The following is a 23,175-nucleotide window of genomic DNA, read 5'->3' as shown; positions in this document are numbered from 1 at the left end:
CGCTGGTCCCGGCGGCGGCTCGGTACTGCCGCCACCGGAGAGTGAGCGAGCCCGCCCGGCTCGTCCCTTGTGGCTGGGCGTTCGTGTGGCGTCCGGAGAAATTGCATACCAAAGAGAGGGGGATGTGAAGGGCTGAGGCACCCTCCCTTGTGAGAGCTGGCAGATTTGGTATACAAAATTGGCTGGTTGCACTCACTCGACCTGCGGAGCTGTCATGTGTCTTGAGCCTGCCCCTCCACCCCCCACTCGTCTCACGCGGCGCGGCGTGCTCGCCGGTGCCGCGGCTCTCGCGGGAGCAGCGGCAGTTCTCTCCACGGCGTCACCTGCCGCTGCGCGCCAGAAGGACCAGGCGCACGGGACGACCCCGAACGGCGACCTGGTGATCGAGGGCGGCACGCTGCTCGACCCGGCCACGGGCGAGGTCACCGAGGACGCGGTCGTCCTGATCCGCTCGGGCAAGGTGGACCGGGCGGGCCCGCGCCGCAAGGTAGCCGTCCCCGCAGGGCTGCCCCGACTGAGCGCCGAAGGTCACTGGGTGCTGCCCGGTCTGGTCGACGCCCACATCCACCTGAGCACCGTCGCCGAGGCGCGTGAGGCGGTGACCAAGGGAGCCACCAGCGCGCGGAGTGGGTCCACCACCTTTTACCAGGACATCGCCGTCCGCGATCTCGCCTCTCGACTGCCGTCCCAGGCACCCCGGCTGAGGGCCGCCGGGCTGTTCGTGACACCCGACATGGGCGACTCGGTGCTCGCCGACCCCGATCTGGCCCCTCTCGTCGGCCTCAAGGACGGAGTGCGTACCGCCGAGGCTCTCAGGCGTGTGGTCGAGGTGAACGTCGTCCGGGGCGCCGATGTGATCAAGACGCGTGTCAACGAGCGCGCCGGGCTGCCCGACCAGGACCCGCTGACCCAGGTGTACTCCTACGAGCAACTGGCCGAGGTCGTGAGGGCAGCCCGCCGCCGCGGCAAGGGCGTGCTCTGCCACAGCTACAGCGAGCAGGGCTGCCACGACGCGGTCCGGGCCGGAGTCCGGTCGCTCGAGCACGGGGTCTTCGTCCAGGAGCGCACCCTGCACGAGATGCGGAGCAGGGGAACGTACTTCACGCCCACCCTGACCGCCATCGCTGGGCTGGCCGAGTCGGCCGACCCGGTACTGGCCGAGAGGGGCCGCACCTATCTGCCCGTCCTCATGGACGCCGTCCGGGCCGCGCACGAGACGGGAGTTCCCCTGGCCGCGGGTACGGATTCGTCCGGCGGCGAGGTGACTCCCGTCGGACGTGAGATCGAACTCATGCACGCCGCCGGGCTGTCGCCGCTGGACGCGATCCGCACGGCCACCGTCAACGCGGCACGGTTGCTCGGAGTCTCCGGCCTCGTGGGCCGGTTGGCCCCAGGCTGCGCGGGCGACGTCCTCGTCGTCGACTCCGATCCACTGAGCGATCTGTCGGCGCTGTCCCGGCCGGTCGGCGTCGTACGGGCCGGCCGGATCTGCTGAACGGTCCGGCAGCACCCACGGCGCAGCGCGGTCCGCGCCCCAGCGGGCCCCTTCCCCTTCCCCATGAAGGAGTACCCATGACAACCGCCCCCTCTTCGCCGTCCCGGCGCGCCATGCTCGCGGCCGCCGCCACCGTGGCCGCCACCGGCACGGTGCTGTCCGCGGCGGGCGCTGCACCGGCCGCAGCCGACGCCGGGAAGCGTCCCCGCAAGGCAGTGGTCTTCCGGAACGTGCGGCCCTTCGGGGCCCGCCGGCCCGTGGACCTCACGGTCGTCGACGGCCGTATCAGCGGCGGTTCCGCCCCGAGTGGCGCCCAAGTGATCGACGGTGGCGGCCGCATCGCCCTGCCGTCCCTCGTCGACGCGCACATCCACCCGGACAAGACGTCATGGGGCGGCCCCTGGGTGTCGCGCAGGCCCGCGAACACCATCGCGGACTTCGTCGTGCAGGACGTCGAGCTGTTCAACAGTCAGAGCCGGAGCATCGGTGAACGGGCCTACGGGCTCATGGCGCACGCCGTGACGCGGGGGACCCGCGCGATGCGCGCGCACGCCGACGTCGCTCCCGCCTACGGACTGGCCGGCCTGGAGGGCATCGCCGCCGCGCGCGAGCGGCTCAAGCACGCGCTCGACGTGCAGATCGTCGCCTTCCCGCAGCACGGTGTCGCCCGCACGCCCGGAACGGCCACCTTGTTGGAAGAGGCCGCGCGCAGCGGCGCCGCGGACTTCATCGGCGGCATCGACCCGATCAGTTTCGACCACGCCCTGAAGGAACAGCTCGACCTGGTCTTCGGGCTGGCGGACCGTTACGGCGTGGGCGTGGACATCCACCTTCACGACACCGACGACAAGGGCGTCACGGTGCTGCGTGGCATCATCGAACGCACGAGGACCCTGTCCCTCCAGGGCAGAGTCACCGTCAGCCATGTCTTCTGCCTGCCGGGGCTGCCCGACGCCGAACTGGCGTCACTGGCCGAGGAGTTGGGAGACCTCGACATCTCCCTGACCACCGTGGCGCCCAGCCGCGACCTCGTCCTGCCCATCGCCCGGCTGCGCGAGCACGGCGTCAAGGTGGGGCTGGGTTCGGACGGAGTCCGCGACGCCTGGAGTCCCTTCGGTAACGCGGACATGATGCATCGCGCGCACATCCTCGGCTGGGTGACGGACATGCGTCTCGATGAGGAGCTGTCCTCCTGCTACGACGCCGCCACCCACGGGGGCTCCGACGTCATGGGCCTGGCCCGGGCCGGCCTCACGCCCGGCAGCCCGGCCGACTTCGTCCTCGTGCAGGGCGAGTGCGTGCCGCAGGTCGTGGTCGACATGCCGCAGCGGGACATGGTGGTGCACGGCGGGACCGTCGTGGCCCGCGAGGGCCGGCTCGTCTAGACGACAACCGTCCCGTATCCACCCGTGCGGGAGGGCCCGTCAGCGGTCGTGGAGAGCGCCGTCCGGCCGGAGCGCCCGGGCCGGACGATGCTTCCGCATGCCCGCGTCAGGGCCCGTCCCGAACCGCTGAAGTCCCCGCAGGCCGACTGACAAGGGCCTGTCGTCCCCGGCCGGGCGCACCATCCGGTCCCCGCCGTGCCGCTGCCGCGCGTGCCGAAGGCACCGTTCGCTAAGGTCACTGTGCCGCGGATCCCGTGGCCAGCGGTGACGGATTCAGGTGCACCGCGGGAGTCGACCAGTGAAGAAGGACGGGGATGACCGCGTCAGGGGACTTCGCACCCGAGTCGAAGCGGGTGACGCAGCAGTTGCGGGACGAGATCCTCGACGGAGTGCGGCGACCGGGCAGCCGGCTGGTCGAGAGGGAGTTGGCCGAGGCCCTGGGCGTGAGCCGTCTTCCCGTGCGGGAGGCCCTGCAGGCGCTCGTGGCCGAGGGCCTGGTGACGCCGCGGCCACGGTCCTGGGCGGTCGTACGGGAGTTCACCCCCAGCGACATCGCCGACCTCGACGAGGTGCGGTCGGCTCTGGAGGGCCTGTCGTTCCGGCTGGCCGCCCAACGGCACACGCGCGCCGGCCTGCAGAAGCTGCGGGCCGACCTGGACGCGGAACTCGAAGCCGCTCGCGCCGGTGACGCGGTGCGCGCCCGGCGCGCGGCGGCGGACTTCCACCAGACGGTCGCCTCGCTGGCCGCCAACGAACTGCTGACCGAACTCGAACGCGGCCTGCGCAGCAGGTTGCGTTGGCTGCTGGGCCAGCACGACGACCTGCTGGCCATCGCGCGGGAACACGAGGAGCTCTACGACGCCATCGCCGAACGCGACGTGCCGCGGGTCGAGGCCCTGGTGGCGCAGCACCTGGTGAGCAGCCGGACCGCGGCCATGGAACACCGGAAGCAGAACAGGTCCGGATAGGACCCACCGCACTCGTCCGTTGCCGGGGCCCCGCTAGGCAGGCCTCCTGACCAGCCCCGTCAACAGGGCCCGGCGAGGAGTCCGGCCAACCGGTCGCGCGCGTGCCCGCCCGGGTCGGTTCTCTGCCGGGCATGGTGTCGCCGCCCCCGTCGGGCCTCGCAGGGTCAACCGATCGGATGACCCGGACATCCGCCGCTCGGCGCGCCGCCTCCAGCCGGTCCGTCGAGGGGCGGGACCGGTCCAGGGCCCAGGATCGATGCAGAGCGGGACGGCGGGACGGCAGCCCGCCCCGGGCGGGCCGCCGTCCCGAAACGCGCACCGTCACCTGGAAGGACCGTCGCCGTGCCACTGCCCCCCGCCGTCAACGTCGCCGCCGCCCGGATGCACGCGACCCGGATCCACCTCGCCGCGGTCACCGCGGCCGGGATGTCCAGGACCCGATCGACCCTGGCCGGACTGCCCCTGACGGGGGTGCCGACCGCCACCCGGAGAGCCGCCATGAACCCGCACAACCGCGCCCTGCTCGACGCCGCCGCGTTCGGTGACGTCGACGCCGTACGGGCCGCCCTCGCCGCAGGCGCCGAGACCGAGGCCCGCGACCCGCACCAGCGCACGCCGCTGCTGCTCGCCGCGCTGCATGACCACGTCGCCGCCGCCGAGGCACTCGTCGCCGCGGGCGCCGACCCGGACGCCCAGGACGACCGCGACGACAGCCCGTGGCTGGTCACCGGCGTCACCGGCAGCGTCGCCATGATGCGGGCGCTGCTCCCGGCCCATCCCGACCTGAAGGTCACCAACCGCTTCGGCGGCATCTCTCTCATCCCCGCCGCCGAGCGCGGCCACGTCGACTACGTACGGGTGCTGCTGCGCGAGACCGACATCGACGTCGACCACGTCAACCGGCTCGGCTGGACCGCCCTCCTCGAGGCCGTGATCCTCGGCGACGGCGGCCGCGCGCACCAGGAGATCGTGGAACTGCTCATCACGGCCGGCGCCACCCCAAATCTGCCCGACGGCGACGGCAGCACCGCCCTGGAGCACGCGGAGCGCCGCGGTTTCCAGGACATCGCGGGTCTGCTGAGGGCCGTACGGTGAGGCGCCCCACGGCCCTGGGGCGTCGCGCCACGGGACGCGCCGCCCGCGGCGGCGCCCTGGCGCTCGCATCCGCCGCCCTGCTCGCCGGCTGTGCGACCGCCACAGAGCCCCCGGCCGGGGCGGCCACGCAGAAGAGTTCGGCGTCGGCGCCCGCGACGCCCGGTCCCGAGCCGACCGGCAGAACCCCCGAAGGCACCCTGCTGGTCGCCGACTACGGTGCCGACACCGTCACGTTCGTCGACCCGGACCAGGGCCCGGTCGACTCGGTGAAGGTCGGCGAGGCACCCTATGGCCTGGTCGTCGGCGAGGACGGCCGCGCCTGGGTCGCCACCGCCGAGGGCGTCGCCGTCGTCGACACGCACCGGCGCGAGCGCCTGGACCTGATCCCGTACGAGACGAAGAACCTCGGCCCGGTCACCGACGGCGAATACCGCGGCGGCGGCATGGGCATCGCCCTCGCCCCCGACGGCAAGCACGTCTACGTCGGTGTCAACGTGCCCTCCGGCAACGGCACTCTGGAGACCATCGACACCAGCACCCGTGAAGTCACGGACACGACCGAGGTGGGCCGGCGCCCGTTCGACGTGGACGTCTCACGCGACGGCCGCGAGGTCTACGCGACCGGCCACGACTCCTTCGACGTCACGGTCGTCGACGCGCGCTCGCACGACACCCGCCGCATCGAGGTCGCCCCGTACGGCACCGAGGGCGGGCTCGGCTCCTGGCTGAAGCCGCACTACGCGGCCGTGCGCCCTTCGGACGGCAAGCTGCTGCTGCCGTTCGAAGGCGAGAGGCTCGTCGTGCTCGACCCGGAAACCGGCCGCTCGACCATCGAACCGATGACGGCCAACACCCACCAGCACGGCGTCACCGTCACGGCCAGCGGCACGCTCCTGGCCGTCGGCACGGGTCCGATCGACCCCTCCGAGGACGGGGGCCCGTCACTGACCGTCCGTACGAAGGACGACAAGGAGAAGGTGATTCCACTGGAGGGTCCGCACGAGTACGTCGCCGTGTCCGCGGACGAGCGCACCGCCTACGTCACCGGCGGCTTCACCCGCGACGGCTACTGGAACGGCATGACCGTCGTCGACCTCGACACCGGCGACACCCGCCGACTGGCCGCCGGGGAAAGGCCGTTGGGCATCGTCGTTCTCTAGTGCCGTCACCGGAGGGGATTCCGGTGGCCGGGTTCGCCCCTGCCCGGCGGCGCGCAGGGAGCCCCCACCCCGGCCGGGTGACCGTGCACCGTGTCAGCAGCGTCGACAGCCTTCCGGGCCTAAGCTGCAGGCATGTTGTTGGAGCATCGCGGCAAGAGTCCTGTGGTTCCCGAGTCCGCCTATGTCGCCCCCTCGGCAGTGCTCTGCGGTGCGGTCGTCCTGGGCGAGCACACACGTGTTCTGCACGGTGCGGTGCTCACTGCCGAGGACGGTGAAGTGCGCACGGGGGCGAACGTGGTCGTCATGGAGAACGCCCTCGTCCGTGGCCGCGAAAAGCATCCGGCGGTTCTGGGCGACGCGGTACTGATCGGACCCCACGCACACATCAACGGGGCGACCGTCGAGGACGAGGTCTTCGTGGCGACCGGCGTGTCGATGTTCCCCGGCGCTGTGGCAGGGGCCCGCTCCGAGCTGCGGATCAACAGTGTGCTGCACGTCAACTCGAGGCTGCGCCCCGGCACCGTCGTGCCGATCGGCTGGATCGCCGTCGGGGATCCGGCCGAGTCGTTCTCACCCGACCGGCACGCCGAGATCTGGGAGATCCAGCGCGACCTCGACTTCGAGGGCACCGTGTACGGCGTCCCGAGCGACACTCCGATGCGCACCATCATGGCCCGTCAGGCGGCCTACTACGCGGCTCACACGAACGACCGGCTCCTCGAGAACTGACTTGGTCCTCACGACTCCCCGTTGGTTGTCCGCCGACGCCGCCGGCGGACAACCAAGGTCAAGAGGCACGACGTCGCCGCCCGTTCCCCGAAGCAGGGTGCGCTACTGGTCCGTGAGGGCAGAGAAGGGCCCGCGGACTCCCTCGCGGAGGCCGAGCGGGCAACGCGCGTCTGCGTCCTGCCTGGTACCGCTTCTACAGTGCTCCCTATGCCGATATCCGTTCACGCCCTCGCCCACCGGCCGTTGACCGCAGCGGCGGTCGCCGAACTCGTCGCCCTACCGGCCGTGCCGACACCCGCCGACGACGAAGCACTCGACGCCGAGATGCGGCAGCGAGGGTGGAGCTGGGAGCACGAGCTGGTCTGCGACTCCATCCGCACCAGTCACGCACACGTCCTGTGCACCGACACCTACGTCCCGTTCGGCCATCCAGACGCCCGGCACTTCCTCGTCTTCGGCGAGCTCTACCCGGTGGACGCCGAAGACGAGAACATGACCAACGGCCCATGGCTGTACCGCCTCATGGACCGCTGGCAGCAGTTGCCCGGCTGGAACGGCCGCCGACCTTGCACGACCGAGGACTGCGAGGCAATCCTGGCTCAGGCGACGCAGGCGGTGACCGAACACGTCGGCACAGCCCCTGAGCGGACGATCCTGTCAGCCGCGGCCGTGCTGGAGTCCGCGCCCGCACTCACCCACCGCGTCTGGCGTACACCTACCCACGCTCTGGTTCTGGGGCCGGCGTCCGACAACGGGCCCTACGGCTACCTCACCCACCTCCAGCTGTCCTACACCCCTCTCACCTGTGCGTCCGAGCTGCCCCCTGAAGGGGACGACGACGGCTTGGCCAAATGGATCAGCGCGCACGTCGACTGGTAGGTGCCGGAGACGAGAGGGGTAGCGTCTGACCGCCGGCCAGGGCAACTCCTTTCGGGAGCACACCGGTTCGCCGCGGGCACGGGGAGGTTCGGAACAGTCGTTGCTGATCAGCCCGCATTCGTGGATGGGGGCTGTGCGGGGCGGGACGGCTGATCAAAACAGGGCCATCTCGTCGTCGGGCGCCGGTGCGGGCACGTCGATCTCGATCTCGAGCTGCACGCTGGGAAGCGGCAGATCCACGATGGTCAGCGAATCGGCGCAGGACACCAGGACACCTTCAGCGTCGCGGCGCGCGCCGGGTGCGTCATGCCGCCACAACCGGCCTTTCGACATCCGGCCGGCGACGGGCCCGGCCGCGATCGCACGGCCGCAACGCGGGCACTCCACACGGGGCAACTTCTTCACGAGGCCAGTGTGGTCGAACCCTGCCACGCGTGCACAGCCGACCGCTTCGTGAACTCCACGACGGCACCGGCCCGGTCGGCACCCGCGACGGCGAGAAAGCAGGTATCAGCGGGCCGCGTGGCAGCTCGTCGAGGCGCTCGCCAAGGGCGTGGGCCGGAGCCGCCCGGTCGGCCGTGGCCCCGCCCGCCGTCCACCGGACAGGTTTCGGCAGTCGCCTGATCACGCGCGCTCCACCAACCGCGCGGCCACGGACCGCGCCGTGTCCAGCGCAGTGCCGCGGTCCGCGCCGTGCTGGCCGAGGACGACGCGTGTGCTCAACCCGTCCAGCAGGGCGAGGAGTTCGGACGCCCTGGCCGCCGCATCGAGGCCCGTGGCGAAGCGGCCCTGCCGTACCCCCTTGGCGAGGAGCGATTCGAGGTCCTCCTGCCAGCTCCGGTCGATCTCGGCCTGGGCCTCGCGCAGCTGCTCGTTCGACGCCGTACGCGCCCACAGCTCGATCCACAGGGTCCAGCGAGGATCGCGCGGCCCGCGGGGGAGATACAGCTCCAGGAAGAGGTCGAGCTTGCGCTCGGCGGTGACCCGCCGGGCGAGGAGTGCCCGGCGCTCCTCCGTGAGTGCGTTCTCGCTCCAGCGCAGTGCCTCCAGGAGCAGACGGTCCTTGCTTCCGAAGTAGTACAGGATGTGGCCGCCGCTGGTGCCGAGCCGCTTGGCGAGCCCCGACATGGTGAGTGCGGCCAGGCCGTCCTCGGCGATCGCCGCCATGGCTTCCTCCAGCATCCGCTCCCGGGCGAAGTGCCCGTCGCGCCGTCGCGCCGTCGCTGCCACGCCGCGCCTCCTCCTCCGTTTGCCTGGTGACGACCTTAGAGCCTCGATCCGCCGCCGGTTTCCCCGGAGGTCTTGACGGCCGCGCCCGCAAGAAGCATCTTGAATGCCGTTCTAACTTATTGAACGCCGTTCAAGGTATCGGGTTCTTCCTGACCGCACATGATGAGGGGCGGGTCGCATGACTCAGCACGAAACGAGGACGGGCTCTCCCAGCAGCACGATCGCCGCCGACCAGGTGTTTCAGGTCGAGAAGCACGGCATCGACCCGATCCCCGACGAGGAACGCCACGGCAGCGCCAAGGACCTGTTCTGGCTGTGGTTCGGCTCCAACCTCACGTTCACCTATGTCATCAACGGAGCCCTGGCCGTCGCCTTCGGCCTGTCCTTCTGGCAGGCGACCGCCGTCGTCGTCCTCGGCGGTCTGTCGTTCTTCGCCATCAGCGCCGCCGGACTGAGCGGGGTCCGCACCGGCACCGCCACCCTGGTCATCTCCCGCGCTGCGTTCGGAGTGCGCGGCAACTGGCCCGCCGGGATGCTCAACTGGGTGGTCAGCATCGGCTACACCATCGTCAACACCGTCGTGGGCACGCTCGCCCTGGAGGCATTGTTCACCGACCTGGGGTGGCGCTCGGGGGACGCGGGGCGGGCCGTCGCCCTGCTCGTCACGCTCGCCCTGACCTTCGCCGTCGCGCTGTGGGGCCATGCCACCGTGCAGTTCGCCGAGCGCTGGATCGCGTACGTCCTCGCCTTCGGCTTCGGCGTGCTCCTCGTGTTCCTGCTGCCCGGCGCCGACACGGGAGCCGCCGCTGCCGCGCCCGGCGTCTCCGGGTGGAGCCTGGCGTTCGTCGTCATGCTGGCCGGGCCCTTCAGCTACGTCCCGATGCCCGCCGACTACACCCGCTACCTGCCGAGGACGACCTCGCTGCGCTCGCTCACCTGGTACGGCGCGCTGGGTGGATCCGTCTCCTCGATGGCCCTGGGCGTCGCGGGGGTGGCCGCGGCGACACAGACCGACATGACCGACGCCGTGGCGGGCACGGAAGGGCTGCTGCCGGGCTGGTTCCAGCCGCTCTTCCTGGCCCTCGTCCTCGGCGGTTCGGTCACCAACTCGATCATCACGCTCTACTCGTCGAGCCTGAACCTGCAGGTACTGGGCGTCCCGTGGAGCCGGTCCAAGGCCATCGTCATCAGCGCGGCCGTCACCGCGGTCGGCTCGCTCTACGCCCTCTTCCTCACCGATTTCACCACCTCCCTCCTCTCCTTCCTCTCTCTGCTGATCATCGTGTTCGCACCGTGGGCCGGAGTGTTCCTCACCGACATGCTCATGCGCCGCTGCCGCTACGACGCACCGGCTCTGCACGCCGGACGGGAAAGCGGCTACTGGCACCGGTTCGGCTACCACCCCGCCGGAATGACCGCCCTGCTCGCCGGCATGGCCTTCGCCGCGCTCACCTGCGACTCCGAGCTGTGGACCGGCCCGCTGGTGGCCCCACTGGGCGGCGCCGACCTGACTCTGCTCGGCTCCGTCGTCTCGGCACTCGTCTACCTGCTGCTCGCCCGATCCACCGTCGCACCGCACACCCCGGACTCGTGAACGGCACCCCGCGGCGCCCACCGGCCCCGCACGCCGCCCGCAGCACCCGAACCAACGGCACCACTCCAGGAGTTCCCGCACATGTCCCTCGCCGACCGCCCCGCCGACCTCGTCCTGCGCAACGCCCGCATCCACACCGTCGACCCGGCGCTCCCCGAGGCCGGGGCCATGGCCGTGGCCGACGGCCGGATCGTCCGGCTCGGCGCCGACGACGACGCGCACGCGTGGACGGGGCCGGACACCCGGGTGATCGATGCGGCGGGGAAGCTGGTCCTTCCCGGGTTCATCGACGCCCACAACCACGTCCGGCTCGGGTCCGACGACGCCTGCGTACAGCTTTCCGGCGCCCGTACGCTCGACGAGGTCCATGCCCGCATCCGCACTTGGCACACGGCCCGCCCCGACGCCGAGTGGATCGAGGCGGAGGCCTTCGACTACTCGGCGATCCCGGACGGACGCATGCCGACCGCCGCCGACCTCGACCCCATCACCGGGAACGTGCCGGCCTTCGTCCTCAGCTACGACGTACACACCGCCTGGGTGAACACCGCGGCCATGCGCAGACTGGGCATCGACCGGGACCACACCAGCCTGCCGTTCGGCGAAGCCGCGACCGACCCCGCCACCGGTGAACCCACCGGCTTCATCCGGGACTTCGCCGTCAAGGGACTCTCCCGGGACGGGCACCGCGCCCTGCAACGGCTCGGACTGCCGTGGGCCTCGCCCGACCGTCAGTACGCACGGCTCACCCGGTCACTCGACGACGCCATCCGCTTCGGCATCACCACCGTGGTCGAACCGCAGAACTCGCTCGACGACATCACCCTGTTCGCCCGCGCCCGTGCCGAAGGCCGGCTCAGGTCACGGATCGTCGCGGCCCTGTTCCACCCGCGTGGCACCACGGAAGCCGACCTCGACGACTTCGCCGCCGCCGCCGGCCGGTACGCCGACGACCGGCTGCGCGTCGGACCGCTCAAGCTCTACATCGACGACGTCGTAGAACCCCGTACGGCAGCCCTCCTCGAACCGTACGCGGGCTGTCGCCACCACCGCGGTGACACCTTCTACCCGCCGGAGGAGTTCGCCGACCTGCTGGCCGGGCTGGACGCCCGCGGCTTCCAGTGCTTCGTCCACGCGACCGGCGATCGTGGCATCCGCACCGTCCTCGACGCCGTCGAGCACGCCCGCGCGGTCAACGGGCCACGCGACGCCCGCCACCAGGTCGTCCACGTCGAGTGCCTCGACCCCGACGACACTCCGCGTTTCGCCGCGCTGGGCGTGGTCGCCTGCATGCAGCCCCGCCACTGCGCCCCCGAGGTCGCGGGCCCCGGCAAGGACTGGGCCGAGAACGTCGGCCACGACCGGTGGCACAAGGCCTGGCCGATGCGCAGCCTGCACGAGGCCGGGGCCGTACTCGCTCTGTCCAGCGACTGGAACGTGGCCGAGATGGACCCGATGATCGGCATCTACACCGCCGTCACGCGGCGCTCCCTGGACGGCGGCGAACCCTGGATGCCGCAGGAGACGATCAGCGTGGAGGCCGCGGTCCACGGATACTCGATGGGCTCCGCGTACGCCAACTTCCTCGAGGCCGACCGAGGTTCGCTGACGATCGGCAAGGCAGCCGACTTCGTGGTCCTGTCCCGGGACATCCTGCGCTCGGCACCGGAGGACATTCCCGGCACCGTCGCGGAGACGGTCGTGGTCGGGGGCCGCATCGAGCACGGCGGCTGAAGCTCGGCGGGGCGGCGCGTCCCGGGCCGGGCGAGACGTGGTCCGGAGCCGGAACAACGACCTGCGGACGAGGCCCGTGAATAGGGCGGCGACCGCACTGTCCTGGGGAGCCGCTGTCCGCGCGTGCCGCACGCGCGGGAGCTCCCGTCAAGCGGAAGACGGTCAGGGCACCCGCCGCCGTGTGCGCACTGCCGCTGCAGGGCCGGCCGGGCACGTCGTAGGCTCGCGATCATGTGGACACGAATCGACGGACTGCGGGTGCTCGATCTCGGCACGCCCGGCGAAATGCGCGACCGGCTCAACGCGTTGGTGCTCTCCGGGGCGAAGCGGGCGACGGCGGGACTCCTGGAGCCCGACTACCGTGCGGAGGGCGAGGAGCCGGAGTACGCGGGCGAGCGTCTGGTGCTCATCGGCAACGCCGAGGAGCGCATCGCGGAAGTGGTCGTCGAGTCGGTCGAGATCGTCCCGTTCCGTTCGGTGACATGGGACTTCGCGCAGGCCGAGGGCGAAGGCTTCACGAGCCTCGCGCACTGGCGCGAGGCGCACGCCGACTTCTGGCAGAGCGCGGCGCACACGGTGACCGACGACACGCAGGTCGTCTGCGTCCGCTTCGCCCTCGCGCCCTCGGCTCTCTGAGCCGGGGGTCCCCGGCGCCGGGACCAGCCGTGGAGTGCCATGCGCGCACTCCTCGGCGATGCGGACGGCGGGAAGCGTGTGCCCGGTGCCGTCCGGCCGTGCCGGTCCGGCGCGCAGACGTATGCCGCGGGACGTGGTGTCGTTGCCGGTGCGGCGGGGAGGCTCGTGCTTATCTATGGGGGACACAAGCGGTGACCCAGCCTGGCGGGCCACCACGATGCGGTCCTGGGTCCTCTTCTCCCCAGGACCGTTCGTCGTTTCAGGCACGCGCGGTTGTGGTCGCTGCGGGCACTGGACCCGGCCGGAGGTGAGACCCGTTCCGCTCGTGCAGTCCGCCCGGCAGCAGTGGCGGGCCGTGCACGCACGCCACCCCGTCACCCCCGTCCGCGCCGGAGCCCGCGTCGAACGCGGTCGGCTCGTCGAACGCTCCGAAGCGGGCGGCGCGAACGGTTGCCCATCGGCCCGCTGCGAAATCCGCTGGCGGGCCCTGCGGCCGGTGGCGAAGATCGCGGTATGCATGTCTTCCTGGAAACCGAACGGCTCGTGCTGCGCGCGTTCACCGACGACGACGGCGATCACCTCTTCGCGCTGGACAACGACCCCGAGGTCGTGCGCTTCATCACCGGCGGCAAGCCGACCAGCCGGGAGACGATCCGGACGCGAACCCTGCCACGGCTCATGCACGACTACCCGTGCTCCGGTACCCGCGGCTACTGGGCCGCTGAGGAGAAGACCACCGGATTCTTTCTGGGCTGGTTCGAGTTCCGGCCGCTGGACGAGCACAGCGCCGCCGTGGTCGAGCTCGGCTACCGGCTGAACAAGGCCGCCTGGGGCAAGGGATACGCCACAGAGGGAGCGCGGGCCCTGATCAGCAAGGGGTTCACCGATCTCGGGGTGGAACGGGTCACCGCGAACACCATGGCGGTCAACACCCGGTCCCGTCGGGTGATGGAGAAGGCAGGCCTGACATTCCTGCGGCACTTCACCGGGGACTGGCCCGAGGCGATCGAAGGATCCGAGCACGGCGAAGTCGAGTACGACCTCACCCGGACCTGCTGGGAGCAGCGCCGGTAGCACTCAACTGCCGTACTGGACGTCACATTCCGGCAGGGGCCCGGCTCCAGGGTTTCGTTTCGCTGAGCAACGCGTCGACGACGTCTGCCAGTTGCCTGGTGCGATTCAGCACCGCGCACTGGCGACGGGCCGACGTTCCATGGCGCTGCGCCTGTTCCAAGAGCGCCACCACTTCATCCCAGTCGCCCGATTCCTCGAGGGCGTCACGCAGGTATTCGAGCAGTCGCGTCAACAGCACCGCCGACGGCACGCTCTCCCCTCGGGTCGCGTCGACCAGTTTGCCTTCGAGCCCACTGCGCGCCGCCCGCCATGCCGCGGCACGCAGCAACTCGGGATGCAGAGAAGGCAGCGGCTGACCGCGTTTTATCTCACTGATGCACGTGAGCACCAACGCCCGGCACAATCCCGCCTGCAGGACCGTCTCGTCAACAGTGGTGCAGGCATCCGCTATCCGGAACTCCAGCGTCTTGTATCTGACGCCCAGACGGGCGTCCCAATACACGTGGCCTTCGTCAAGGATCGCCCCTGTGTCAATAAGCCGCCGAACTGTGGCCGTGTACTCTTCGTAAGATTCGTGAACCACAGGAGAGCCCGCCACCGGAAATCCTCCCCACAGCAGACTTCGAGAACTGTGATAGCCCGTATCAGCTCGCTCGTAGAAGGGCGAACTGGCCGATAGCGCGAGCAGGACCGACAGCCACGGCCGGACCCGATTCAGCACCTGGACGGCGAGGTCCCGGTCCTCGATGCCGATGTGGACGTGACAGCCGCAGGTGATCCGCCTTTGCACCACCTCGCGATAGTGCTCGGAGATTTCCTTGTAACGAGGCTTGGCGACGATACGAGCAGTACGCCAGTCGGCAAGCGGCATGGTCCCGGAGGAAAGGACGGCCAGCCCGTGATGCGATGCCGCCCGGGTCAGTGTGCATCGCAGTTCGTTCAACTCGGTGCGCAGCTTTCCCAGACTGTCGCAGACCCCGGTCCGGCTCTCCACGACAGCTGACTGAAACTCGTGATCGAACCCCTGAATTACACCGTCTTCGTGTGAGCTGTTCTGCTGCGGCGAGAAATCGGGAAGACCGTCAGGGGCAAGGTCTCGCCCTACAGGATCAACAACGAAGAATTCTTCTTCGACCCCAATTGTCAGCATCCCTCTACTCTACCGGTGGGGGCAACAGCGCAATTGAGCCATGCATGGCAGCCGATTGTGCCGGCGATCCCGGACACACCGGCCCGGGCTCGGGATCAGGCGTTCACGCGCTCCAGCGGCACACTTCGAGGAGCAGGGGGCGCATGCGAACACCACACGCGTGGCGCGATTGCTGCCGCGTGAGTCTCCAACTCGTCATGAAGTACTGGACAGTTGTCGCACGGACTCACATGATCCAGAGCGGTCGAGCACAACATGTCCAGGACACCAATCTCGCCTCCATCGGAAGGTGGCGCCCGTGAAGTTCAGCTACGCCATGCTCCCCGACCACCCGCTCACCGAGTCACTGGAGTCCATCCGGCTCGCCGATGAACTCGGCTTCCACGCCTGTTACGCCGCCGACGAGACCTGGCACAAGGACCTGTGGCTGCTGTTCGCCGCCGCAGCCGGGCAGACCAGCCGAATCCGGCTCGGCCCGAGCGTCTCCCCGGTGACGCTGCGCGAGCCGACGCTGATCGCGCAGGCCCTCGCGACACTGGACGAACTGACCGACGGACGCGCCGAAGGCGTCCTGTCCAGCGGCAACTTCGGCCTCCTCGCCCAGTACCGCATCGACTGGGCCCGCACCAAGCCCCTGTCCCGCGTCAAGGAAGCGCTTCATGTGATGCGCACCTTCCTCGACGAGGGCGCCATCACCTACGACGGCGAGTTCTTCTCCTACGACGGCCTGTTCACGTTCGCCCGTCCCGTGCAGGAGCGCCTGCCGCTCAAGCTCGGCACGATGCGCGGCCCGAAGTCCTTCGAAGCGGCCGGCGAGCTGTCCGCCGGCTGCCACCACGCCCTTAGCTACACCCGCGAGGCCTACGACTACGCCGTACGGCACATCCGGGCCGGCGCGGAACGCGCGGGCAAGGACTGGCGCACCCTGGACATCGGCGCCTGGGTGGTCTTCGCGACGGGTCCGGACCCGGCGGTCGCCAAGGAGGCCGCACGCAGCATGGTCGGCATCTACGCCTCCTCCATGCCGGAGGAGCAGTTGCGCCGCAACGGCGTGGACCCGGCGGAGCTGAAGCCGGTGATCGACGCGATCGCCGCGGGTGACCTGGCCCGTGGCATCGAGCTGACGTCGCCGGAGGTCGCCGAGCGGTTGTCCGTGTCGGGGACGCCCGAGGAGTGCCTGGAGAGGATCCGGCGGGACATCGCGCCGAGCGGTGTGAACCACATGATCTGCGCGATCACGGACCGCGCTCTGGTGAAGTCGTTCACGGGCCGCGACCTCACGGGCGCGGCGGACGTGAACACGCAGCTGCGCCTGATCAGCGAGCGCATCATGCCGGCGTTCGCCTGACCCGGTCCGCTCACTGGTCCTGGCCGGTCCGTCCTCGGCCAGGGGAGGAATCGTACGAGCTGTGCGGGGAGCTTCGCCGCGTGGGCCCGGGAGGCCTGATGGCCGTCGAATCGTCGCTCGCCGGCTTCGCCAGGGACAGAGGTTTCCCACCGTAGTTGGGGAGACCGGCGCATGGTCCGACCTGGCGCGCTGCCTGCGTCGTAGTCCGGTGAGGGAGGAGAATGAGCGGCATGACCATGGTGAAAGACATCGATCTCCGCGGCATGCAGCACTGTGAGACGACGGCGCTGGGCGTTCTGCTGCGGCACGAGGGAATCGACCTGTCCGAGCCCATGCTGTTCGGGCTCGGCTCCGGGCTGTCCTTCATCTACTGGGACAGCAAAGGCATGGACTTTCCCTTCCTGGGAGGCCGGGTGAAGCCGTTCGAGCTCACCAGGAACCTCGCCGCCGTACTCGGGCTCGAACTGCTGCTCGAGGAGACCACCTCCCCGCGCAAGGCGTGGCGGAACGTGACGGCGCCCATCGACGCCGGCCGGCCGGTCGGCCTTCAGCTGGACAGCTACCACCTGGACTACTTCAGCACCAAGGTGCACTTCGGCGGGCACGTCGTGGCCATGTACGGCTACGACGAGCAGGACGCCTACCTGGTGGACACCGCCCCGCAGGGCGGAGCCGTCTCTACCAGCCTCGACGCCCTGGCCAGGGCCCGGGCCGAACGCGGCCCCATGACCGCCAAGCACCGCTCGTTCACCGTCACAGCGGCCGGCAGCCTGACGCCACCGCGGGACCGGATCATCCCCGCGATCAGGTCCTGCGCCGACGCCTTCCTGAACCCGCCCATCGCGAACCTGGGCCACCGGGGCATCGAGAAGACCGCCAAGCAGGTGCCGAAGTGGCTGGAGCGCAGCGGCAATCCGCGGGAGGATCTGCCACGCGCTGCCGTCCTCATGGAGAGGGCGGGCACCGGCGGCGCCCTGTTCCGCAATCTCTACCGGGACTTCCTCGCCGAGTGTGCCCACCTGATCGACAGCGACCATCTGCGCACCGGCCACAGCCTGTACACCGAGGCCGCTGCCCTCTGGACCCAGGTGGCCGCGCTCGTCACGGCAGCAGGCGAATCCGGCGACGCGAAGAACCTCGTGCAGGCCGGCGCAATCCTCCACGAGCTCTCGCGCATCGAACGCGATGCGATGCGGGCACTCAGCATGCTCTAGGGGGCTAAGTCGCTGAGCACGAGGAACGTGTGCAGCCGAGTTGGGAGAGCATCGGTTCACCGTGGAGGCGCCGGATGGCGGCGAGTCTTGAGAACGCCCCGTCGGCGTGTCGGGAACGCCCGGCGTTCGAGCATGTCCGTCAGGTGAAATGGAGGGGCGTTTGGCGTCTCAGGACGGACATCAGGGTGGGGGTGTGTGGGGTGGGGACGATCCTCAAAGGCGTGGGCCGCGTTCGGTGGCACGAGCTGAAGCATGCGTACGGGTCAGCAGAAGACGTTCCGGGCCGACTGTCGCGGGTGGCGTGGGGTGACACCCGGACGAGTGCTTCAGCCTTGAGTGACCTTGGTCTGTGGCTCGGTGAGCTGGCTGTCTTCGACGCGACGGTCGAGGCCGTGCCGTTTCTGTGGGATCTGGCGGTGACCGACACCGTCACCAGCAGGACCGGCGTGATCGAGCTACTGCAGACGATCCTCGAACACGCCAATCCACCCCAGATCGAAGTCCAGCAGGCCGCTCACCGAGCCGTTCTGGGCGGCAGGAACCTGGCGGACGCGCTGGTCCGTGATGAGGATCCCGGCGTGCGGGCAGCGGCTCGCGAGCTGGTGGCCGCGATCGACAGCCACGTCTGTGAGTCCTGTCGTCCGGTGTGACAGGGAGCCTGCCGTGGCCGAGGCATACCTCAGCATCGCGGCCTCGGCGCGAGTGGCCTGCTCGGTGAGTCCTCGCCGGCGGGGAAGAGACATGGAGTTCTGGTTCTCAAGACTCAGCGACAGCGGTCTCCCGTGGAACCGGGCGTTCTCACCGCTGAGCGACAGGCGGTCTCCAAACTCATCTACAAAGCCAACCCGCCCGCCGGCACGTGGCGTTGAGACGTCAAAAAACCGGTGGAGCAACGCCGTTGTGCGCCACTACCGTGCTGCCGGACCGAGTCGCCCGAGCAAGGACGTGCCGTTGTACACCGTGTGAGACCTCCCGAGAGCTGATTTGTCGCGCGTCGCGCATCTGCGCCGCGCTCCTTTTTGCTGCGGACTTCTCACTGGAAACGGTGTACCTCTGTGCTCAACAACTGGGTGGTCATGCCCACCTGCCTGCCGCTCGTTCTCCGCCGCTGCCACGCGTGCGCGTCCGAGCGCTTCAGGACGACCGGTAAATTTCGCGTCAATGCAAACCACAAGCTCATCGACGCCTGGCTCCTCGCGCTCTGTACCGGGTGCGGGGAAACTTCCAAACTGACCGTCCTGGAGCGGATGAACGTACGCTCCGTCCGGCCTGAGCTACTGGACCGGCTGCATGACAACGACCCTGGCCTGGCAGCTGAGCTGCTCCAGGATCCGTTCATGCGGCGCCGTAATCGCATCGCCCTCGACTGGGACAACGCCTGGCGCCTCGACACCGGCGGGTCGGATCACCTGGACCGCGAGGTGATCGACGTCTCGGTCCGTTTCACGGCGCGGATCCCTGTCCGGCCGGTGCGACTGATCGCTGAAGGCTGTGGCCTTTCGCGGGCCGAGGTCGAGAGACTGATCACGGACGGGAAGTGCGTTTCCGCGGTCCGGCTGAGCGGCAAGCTCTCCGGCGACTTCACCTTCACGCTCAAGCGCTGAGCCCTGCTCAGGCCCGGGGGCCTGTCCGGCGGTCTCAGCCGGACAGGCCCTGGTGCGGAAGCGGTGGCGACGCTGGTTGCCAGGTTCGTTCGAGTTCCGTCCGACGGAAGGCACAGGTGACAGCGGGGCCTTCTGTCTATTCGTGATCCGGATTCGGTTCGGCAGTGCCGGCTGAGGGTGTTGTGGGTTTGGTGTGGAGCACTTCGCGGGCCTGTTCCGCGGCGCGGATGGTGCTCTCGGAGACGAAGTCGAGGAAGCGGGCGATGTTCTCGAGGCGGACACCGGCCGGGGTGTGGGGGCCGAGGATGCCGGCGCCCTGTTGTGCGGTGCGGACTATCTGGTTCATGGACCGGGCGCTGGCGAGCATCGACTGGTACATGATGTCGTCGTCGATGACATAGCGTTCGCGGCGGCGTTCGTCGCGCTCCCTTCGGACCATGCCCTGGCTATCGAGGAACGCGATCGCCTTGGAGACGGACGCGGGGCTGACGTCGAGGCGTCGGACGAGTTCGGATGCGGTGAGGCTGCCGGTGTCGGTGAGGCTGAGGGCGGTCATGACCCGGGCCATCATCTTGGGCATGCCCGACTGCATCATGACGGTGGTGAACGTCTCCTCGTAGGCGCGGACCGCTTCGGCGTCGCGTCCGTGGGCCTGCGGGGGAGCCTCCGCGCCTCGGGGAGCGGCCTGCCGGCGGCGGTGGGCGCGGTGTTCGGTGGCGCGGTGGGCGAGGTCGGCGCGGTAGGCGGTTGGGCCGCCGTTCCGCATGACTTCACGTGTGATCGTCGAGGTCGGGCGGTCGAGACGTCTGGCGATCTCCGCGTAGGCGAGGCCGTCGGCCAGCCCCAGCGCGATCTGCTGACGTTCCTGCTGGGTGAGCCTGCCTCCCGGCATTGCGGCCTCCTTCGTGCTCATCAGGCCCACAGCATAGCGTTCATCGCCAATCCATTGCAACGACCGACTGGCTGACGTTGCGTTACTTTCAGGGCCGTTGCAACGATTAATCGTCTCTCACCTGCAGTAATAGCTCTCGCGTGCAACGAATCTGTTGCCGGAGCTGTGAATGCAACGTAGCTTTCTGGCATCGGAAACAACGAGTCCAAGGAGAGCACGATGCAGAAGTTCGACACCCCCGCCCCGGTCTCCGCCGTCCTCGACATCCCCGCGGGACGCATCCGGTTCATCGCCGCCGACCGCGCCGACACCACCGTCGAGGTACTGCCGGCCAACGCCTCGAACAGCCGCGACGTGAAGGCGGCACAGCGGGTCACCGTCTCCTACGGCGACGGCGTCCTGCGCATCGAGGCCCCTGAGCCGAAGAACCGGATCCTCGGCAGCAGCTCCGGATCCGTCGAGGTGACCGTCCAACTGCCCGCCGACTCCCGCATCGAGGCCAAGGCGGCCAGCGCCGAGTTCCGCGGCGTCGGCCGGCTCGGCGACGTCACCTTCGACGGTGCCCAGGCCTCGGTCAAGCTCGACGAGGCCGGCAGCGCCCGCCTCACCACCCTCGACGGCGACATCTCCGTCGGCCGCCTGGGCGGCCCTGCCGAGATCAGCACCATGAAGGGCAACCTCCGCATCACCGAGGCCACGCACGGCACCCTCGTGCTGCGCACCGAGTCCGGCGACGTGACCGTCGGCGCCGCCCGCGGAGTCTCCGCCTCCCTGGACGCCGGCACCTCCCACGGCCGGATCCACAACGCGCTCAAGAACACCGAAGGCGCAGCCGGCCTGAACATCCACGCCACCACCGCCTACGGCGACATCACCGCCCGCAGCCTCTGACCCACAGCCTCTGACCCAAATCCTCTGAGGAGCACGCAACATGACCAGCTTGGCCATCGCGGCGAACGGGCTGCGCAAGTCCTACGGCGACAAGGTCGTCCTCGACGGTGTCGACCTGACCGTCCCCGAAGGAACGGTCTTCTCCCTGCTGGGCCCGAACGGTGCCGGCAAGACCACCGCCGTGAAGATCCTGTCCACCCTGATCACCGCGGACGCCGGCGAGATCCGCGTCGGCGGCCACGACCTCGCCACCGACCCGCAGGCCATCCGTGCCAAGATCGGCGTCACCGGCCAGTTCTCCGCCGTCGACGGCCTGATCACCGGCGAGGAGAACATGCTCCTCATGGCGGACCTGCACCACCTGCCCAAGCGTGAGGGGCGGCGGGTCGCGGCCGAACTGCTGGAACGCTTCGACCTGGTCGACGCCGCGAAGAAGCCCGCCTCCACCTACTCCGGCGGCATGAAGCGCCGCCTCGACATCGCCATGACCCTCGTCGGCGACCCGCGAATCATCTTCCTCGACGAGCCCACCACCGGCCTCGACCCCCGCAGCCGCCACAACATGTGGCAGATCATCCGCGAGCTCGTCACAGACGGCGTCACCGTCTTCCTCACCACCCAGTACCTCGAGGAGGCCGACCAACTCGCCGACCGCATCGCGGTACTCAACGACGGGAAGATCGCCGCCGACGGCACCGCCGAGGAGCTCAAGCGGCTCATCCCCGGCGGCCACGTGCGGCTTCGGTTCTCCGACCCGTCCGCGTACCGGAACGCCGCCTCCGCGCTGGGCGAGGTCGCCCGGGACGACGAGGCCCTGGCGCTGCAGATACCCAGCGACGGCACCCAGCGCGAACTGCGATCCATCCTCGAGCGGCTGCACTCCGCCGGCATCGAGGCCGACGAGCTGACCGTGCACACCCCCGACCTCGACGACGTGTTCTTCGCCCTGACCGGCAGCGCCACCGTCCCCGCCCAGCCCAAGGAGGCTGTCCGATGAGCTCCCTCTCCCTCGCCGCACGCGACACGAGCACCATGCTGCGCCGCAACCTCCTGCACGCGCGCCGCTACCCGTCCCTCACCCTGAACCTGCTGCTCACGCCGATCATGCTGCTGCTGCTCTTCGTCTACATATTCGGCGACACCATGAGCGCCGGCATCGGTGGCGGCGACCGCTCGGCGTACATCGCCTACCTCGTCCCGGGCCTCCTGCTGATGACCGTCGGCAGCACCGTGATCGGGGCTGCCGTAGCCGTCTCCACCGACATGAACGAGGGCATCATCGCCCGCTTCCGCACGATGGCGATCCACCGCGGATCGGTGATCATCGGACATGTCGTCGGCAGCGTGCTCCAGTCGATCGCCAGCGTCGTCCTCGTCGGTGCCGTCGCCGTGGCCATCGGCTTCCGCTCCACCGACGCCACCGCCCTGGAGTGGCTCGCGGCGTTCGGACTCCTCACCCTGTTCGCCCTGGCGCTCACCTGGATCGCGGTCGGCATGGGAATGGCCAGCCCCAACGCCGAAGCGGCCGCCAACAGCGCGCAGCCGCTGATCCTGCTCCCGCTCATCTCCAGCGCGTTCGTCCCGGTCGACTCGATGCCGGGATGGTTCCGGCCGATCGCCGAGTACCAGCCCTTCACCCCCGCCATCGAAACCCTCCGCGGCCTGCTCCTCGGCACCGAGATCGGCCACAACGGATGGCTCGCCATCGCCTGGTGCCTGGGTCTCGCGGTCCTCGGCTACTTCTGGTCGGCCTCCAAGTTCAACAGCGACCCGAAGTAGCGGCCATGACAGCGCGGGCCTCTCCCGCGACTCGCCCCGCCACAGGGCGGCGTACACCGACACCGCGTCGGTCCACGCCGCCCTGTCCGCGTCATCGACTGTTGCGCCGGGCGCGGTTCGTGGGCATCGTCGGCGGGCGGAACTCCCGTAGCCCTTCGACCTCCGGCGCCGGAGCGGGTGCCGAGGCACGCCGGATGCCGCGGCCCGGCCGGGGCCGCGGCGGCCGGATCCTGTGCGGGGTTGTCCCTCATGACGCCGGCACGCCAAGATCCCTGTGCAGAGAATCGAACTCGTCCGTGCCCCCCTTGGGCAGTGGGT

22 protein-coding genes are annotated in these 23,175 nt (G+C 69.8%); 18 read left to right on the top strand and 4 right to left on the bottom strand.

What is annotated here, in order from left to right:
• Nucleotides 1–214: 214 nt before the first annotated feature.
• The 7 genes from ACTMTU_RS18300 to ACTMTU_RS18270 all read left to right on the top strand — a co-directional run bounded on the left by ACTMTU_RS18300 (nt 215) and on the right by ACTMTU_RS18270 (nt 7,711).
• Nucleotides 215–1,495 (top strand): amidohydrolase family protein, encoded by a 1,281-nt coding sequence (locus ACTMTU_RS18300; protein WP_441264541.1) that lies wholly within the window; start codon nt 215–217, stop codon nt 1,493–1,495.
• 77 nt (nt 1,496–1,572) lie between these two features.
• Nucleotides 1,573–2,880, top strand: coding sequence for an amidohydrolase family protein (locus ACTMTU_RS18295; RefSeq protein WP_441264540.1), 1,308 nt, complete (start codon nt 1,573–1,575; stop codon nt 2,878–2,880).
• Nucleotides 2,881–3,194: 314 nt separating this feature from the next.
• Nucleotides 3,195–3,848 (top strand): GntR family transcriptional regulator, encoded by a 654-nt coding sequence (locus ACTMTU_RS18290; protein ID WP_441264539.1) that lies wholly within the window; start codon nt 3,195–3,197, stop codon nt 3,846–3,848.
• A gap of 498 nt (nt 3,849–4,346) precedes the next feature.
• On the top strand, nt 4,347–4,943 hold the full coding sequence (locus tag ACTMTU_RS18285; RefSeq protein WP_441264713.1) for an ankyrin repeat domain-containing protein: 597 nt from the start codon (nt 4,347–4,349) through the stop codon (nt 4,941–4,943).
• A complete protein-coding gene (locus tag ACTMTU_RS18280; RefSeq protein WP_441264538.1) occupies nt 4,940–6,103 on the top strand; it encodes a YncE family protein in 1,164 nt (387 codons plus the stop codon). Before ACTMTU_RS18285 ends, ACTMTU_RS18280 begins: the two co-directional genes overlap by 4 nt.
• A 132-nt stretch (nt 6,104–6,235) precedes the next feature.
• Nucleotides 6,236–6,832 carry a gamma carbonic anhydrase family protein gene (locus ACTMTU_RS18275; protein WP_441264537.1) on the top strand — a complete coding sequence of 199 codons (597 nt, stop codon included), beginning with the start codon at nt 6,236–6,238 and terminating at the stop codon, nt 6,830–6,832.
• A 207-nt stretch (nt 6,833–7,039) separates the two neighbouring features.
• A complete protein-coding gene (locus tag ACTMTU_RS18270; protein WP_441264536.1) occupies nt 7,040–7,711 on the top strand; it encodes a hypothetical protein in 672 nt (223 codons plus the stop codon).
• Between the two features lie 153 nt (nt 7,712–7,864).
• Here ACTMTU_RS18270 and ACTMTU_RS18265 read toward each other — a convergent pair whose 3' ends face one another.
• Both ACTMTU_RS18265 and ACTMTU_RS18260 read right to left on the bottom strand, forming a co-directional pair.
• A complete protein-coding gene (locus tag ACTMTU_RS18265) occupies nt 7,865–8,116 on the bottom strand; it encodes a hypothetical protein (RefSeq protein ID WP_441264535.1) in 252 nt (83 codons plus the stop codon).
• Between the two features lie 219 nt (nt 8,117–8,335).
• Complete coding sequence (locus tag ACTMTU_RS18260; protein WP_441264534.1) at nt 8,336–8,941, bottom strand: TetR/AcrR family transcriptional regulator; 606 nt, start codon at nt 8,939–8,941, stop codon at nt 8,336–8,338.
• 178 nt (nt 8,942–9,119) lie between these two features.
• Between ACTMTU_RS18260 and ACTMTU_RS18255 the strand changes: the two genes are divergently transcribed.
• From ACTMTU_RS18255 to ACTMTU_RS18240, 4 genes are all read left to right on the top strand, one after another.
• Nucleotides 9,120–10,535, top strand: a complete 1,416-nt coding sequence (locus ACTMTU_RS18255) for a purine-cytosine permease family protein (RefSeq protein ID WP_441264533.1) — start codon at nt 9,120–9,122, stop codon at nt 10,533–10,535.
• A gap of 81 nt (nt 10,536–10,616) precedes the next feature.
• Nucleotides 10,617–12,269, top strand: a complete 1,653-nt coding sequence (locus tag ACTMTU_RS18250; RefSeq protein ID WP_441264532.1) for an amidohydrolase — start codon at nt 10,617–10,619, stop codon at nt 12,267–12,269.
• Nucleotides 12,270–12,500: 231 nt separating this feature from the next.
• Nucleotides 12,501–12,905, top strand: coding sequence for an ASCH domain-containing protein (locus ACTMTU_RS18245; RefSeq protein ID WP_441264531.1), 405 nt, complete (start codon nt 12,501–12,503; stop codon nt 12,903–12,905).
• A gap of 513 nt (nt 12,906–13,418) precedes the next feature.
• Complete coding sequence (locus ACTMTU_RS18240) at nt 13,419–13,979, top strand: GNAT family N-acetyltransferase (protein WP_441264530.1); 561 nt, start codon at nt 13,419–13,421, stop codon at nt 13,977–13,979.
• Nucleotides 13,980–14,001: 22 nt separating this feature from the next.
• On the opposite strand, the gene ACTMTU_RS18235 is transcribed toward ACTMTU_RS18240, so the two are convergent.
• On the bottom strand, nt 14,002–15,129 hold the full coding sequence (locus tag ACTMTU_RS18235; RefSeq protein ID WP_441264529.1) for a carboxylate-amine ligase: 1,128 nt from the start codon (nt 15,127–15,129) through the stop codon (nt 14,002–14,004).
• A gap of 298 nt (nt 15,130–15,427) precedes the next feature.
• On the opposite strand from ACTMTU_RS18235, the gene ACTMTU_RS18230 reads away from it, so the two are divergent.
• The 4 genes from ACTMTU_RS18230 to ACTMTU_RS18215 all read left to right on the top strand — a co-directional run bounded on the left by ACTMTU_RS18230 (nt 15,428) and on the right by ACTMTU_RS18215 (nt 19,295).
• On the top strand, nt 15,428–16,477 hold the full coding sequence (locus tag ACTMTU_RS18230) for an LLM class flavin-dependent oxidoreductase (protein WP_441264528.1): 1,050 nt from the start codon (nt 15,428–15,430) through the stop codon (nt 16,475–16,477).
• A 230-nt stretch (nt 16,478–16,707) separates the two neighbouring features.
• The gene (locus ACTMTU_RS18225; protein ID WP_441264527.1) at nt 16,708–17,691 is read left to right on the top strand and encodes a BtrH N-terminal domain-containing protein; all 984 of its coding nucleotides are present in this window, start codon (nt 16,708–16,710) and stop codon (nt 17,689–17,691) included.
• A gap of 200 nt (nt 17,692–17,891) precedes the next feature.
• Entirely contained in the window at nt 17,892–18,341 is a 450-nt protein-coding gene (locus ACTMTU_RS18220; protein ID WP_441264526.1) for a hypothetical protein, read from the top strand.
• 405 nt (nt 18,342–18,746) lie between these two features.
• Nucleotides 18,747–19,295 carry a DUF1062 domain-containing protein gene (locus tag ACTMTU_RS18215; protein WP_441264525.1) on the top strand — a complete coding sequence of 183 codons (549 nt, stop codon included), beginning with the start codon at nt 18,747–18,749 and terminating at the stop codon, nt 19,293–19,295.
• A 136-nt stretch (nt 19,296–19,431) separates the two neighbouring features.
• On the opposite strand, the gene ACTMTU_RS18210 is transcribed toward ACTMTU_RS18215, so the two are convergent.
• Nucleotides 19,432–20,187 (bottom strand): helix-turn-helix domain-containing protein, encoded by a 756-nt coding sequence (locus tag ACTMTU_RS18210; protein ID WP_441264712.1) that lies wholly within the window; start codon nt 20,185–20,187, stop codon nt 19,432–19,434.
• A 219-nt stretch (nt 20,188–20,406) separates the two neighbouring features.
• Here ACTMTU_RS18210 and ACTMTU_RS18205 point away from each other — a divergent pair, with 219 nt between their 5' ends.
• Genes ACTMTU_RS18205 through ACTMTU_RS18195 form a run of 3 tightly spaced genes read left to right on the top strand, consistent with a single transcriptional unit; the run spans nt 20,407 to nt 22,857 of the window.
• A complete protein-coding gene (locus tag ACTMTU_RS18205) occupies nt 20,407–21,078 on the top strand; it encodes a DUF4097 family beta strand repeat-containing protein (RefSeq protein ID WP_441264524.1) in 672 nt (223 codons plus the stop codon).
• A gap of 40 nt (nt 21,079–21,118) precedes the next feature.
• Complete coding sequence (locus tag ACTMTU_RS18200; protein WP_441264523.1) at nt 21,119–22,075, top strand: ATP-binding cassette domain-containing protein; 957 nt, start codon at nt 21,119–21,121, stop codon at nt 22,073–22,075.
• On the top strand, nt 22,072–22,857 hold the full coding sequence (locus ACTMTU_RS18195; RefSeq protein ID WP_441264522.1) for an ABC transporter permease: 786 nt from the start codon (nt 22,072–22,074) through the stop codon (nt 22,855–22,857). Before ACTMTU_RS18200 ends, ACTMTU_RS18195 begins: the two co-directional genes overlap by 4 nt.
• Nucleotides 22,858–23,175 lie beyond the last annotated feature (318 nt).

Origin of the sequence: Streptomyces sp. OZ13 (assembly GCF_052068155.1) — a bacterium.
Lineage (GTDB): Bacteria > Actinomycetota > Actinomycetes > Streptomycetales > Streptomycetaceae > Streptomyces.
Note: the sequence above shows the minus strand (reverse complement) of the source record. Positions and strands in the feature narration are given on the sequence as shown.